Consider the following 1,727-nt stretch of genomic DNA (forward strand, 5'->3'; position numbering starts at 1 on the left):
CGATCAGCAACCGGTCCACCTCGAGGTGAACGACCATCCCGAGAATTCCCCTATCTGCTGATATTTCAGCGTTCTAGATGATATTTAGACACTGTAGACGAGACTATGGCATCGGTACAAGGAATTGGAGGGTAGGGCGGTTCGTGGCTTTTGCGTCACGCGGCCGCAATGGTGACCTAGAAAGGATGCTGCCGGTGCCTCTCATGGAGTCACGGACCCCCCAATGCCGGGGTGGACGGTGGCCGATGACCACAGACCACTTGCACTCGATGCAAGGGGGGTGACATGCAGATCGGCTAAATCGTCTGCCACGAACCGGCTGACGCGACGGCCCCGGTACTAGTTGGGTGGTTTTGCCGGCAAGGTCTGCCAGTGCCCGCATTACGGCTACGTCTTCGAGGGGTCGATCCGCGCGGACTTACCCGACACAAATGAGCCCGCCGAAGTCGCGGTCGCCGGCGAAGCCTACTTCTTCCCAGCCGGCCACATGCTCTATCCCGAACTCGCTAAGGCGCTTGAACTCAACCCCGCGTACGCACTGCAGCGCTGCAGGGACCTGACTCAGCGGGCGCTAGAACGGCCCTCGGCCGCCGGGAGCCACTGATCGTCGACAAGCGCAAACCCCCGAGATGCGCTAGTATTTCAGCAGCATCGCTGGGCACTGGGTTTTGAGGTTGCGGCTCGGCGCATTCGACATCGGGAGGTTGCTCGCTTGCCCATTAATCCGTCACCGGCGGTACAGCGAGCTGCTCAGGTGCTCTGGTACCTGGCCGAGCACCCCTCTGAAGCCCACACGGTCTCCCAGCTGTCACGCACCCTGAACATCCCCCGGGCCACCTGCGATTCGATCCTGCAGGCGCTGACCCAACAAGGCTTCGCGAATCGCCGCAACCACGATATGGGCTACGAACTGGGTGCGTCCTGCCTGGCGCTGGCCAGCGCGGCCCAGGCCACTAACCCCGTGCTCAACATGGCCAACCGGCAGGCCGACCGACTCGCGCGAGACCTCCAGGCCTGCGTCGTGGTGTCCACCATCATTGATGGGGAGGCAAGGGCAGTCGCCGTCTTCGACCGGGGACCCGCCACCTTGCTCCGGGCACGCGTCGGCCAGGCGATCCCACTGGCTCCGCCCTTCGGAGTGGTCTTTGTGGCATGGGACTCGGCAACAAGCGAGCACTGGCTGAAACGCGGCGGGTCAGAAACGCACCAAGCCGAGGCGGAACGATGGCGTCAGTCCCTGCAGTTCGCCCGCCGACACGGTTACAGCTTCTCGGTTTTCGCTACCCCCGGAGTTCCCTTCGGACGCGTCCTCGAAGATCTGTTGGAAGTCCCCGACTCCGAACCCTACCGCCGCACCCGCGACGAGTTGATCGACCAGCTACGCCACAGCGAATACCTCGCGACCCAGCTCGACCACAACACAGAGACCCAACTCATTCAGCTGTCGGCCCCGGTGTTCGACGCGGACGGGGCCGTGGCCGCCTCACTCATGGTGCTCGGCTCGATGCGCCCCATGCGCGGCCAGGAGGTGGAAACCCTCGGTCGACGTGTCGTCCAAGCCGCCGACCAGGCGACCACCACGGCACGCGAACTGCGACTCGGCGAGCCAACCGCCGGAATCTGACTCAACGCCCACACCATCAAACAATTACTCCCGCGTGTTCACCAACCTCCACGCACAGGTGTGACGCTGGTGATCTTCATCGGCGACGACTGGGCCGAAGACC

General features: G+C 63.5%; 2 protein-coding genes. Both read left to right on the plus strand.

Features of this window, described 5'->3' with window-relative positions; genetic code table 11:
• Positions 1 to 343 precede the first annotated feature (343 nt).
• Complete coding sequence (locus A5782_RS03000; RefSeq protein WP_067094937.1) at positions 344 to 604, plus strand: hypothetical protein; 261 nt, start codon at positions 344 to 346, stop codon at positions 602 to 604.
• 108 nt (positions 605 to 712) lie between these two features.
• On the plus strand, positions 713 to 1,624 hold the full coding sequence (locus A5782_RS03005; protein WP_196772064.1) for a helix-turn-helix domain-containing protein: 912 nt from the start codon (positions 713 to 715) through the stop codon (positions 1,622 to 1,624).
• Positions 1,625 to 1,727 lie beyond the last annotated feature (103 nt).

It is taken from the genome of Mycobacterium sp. 852002-40037_SCH5390672 (genome assembly GCF_001665875.1).
Taxonomy (GTDB): Bacteria; Actinomycetota; Actinomycetes; order Mycobacteriales; family Mycobacteriaceae; genus Mycobacterium.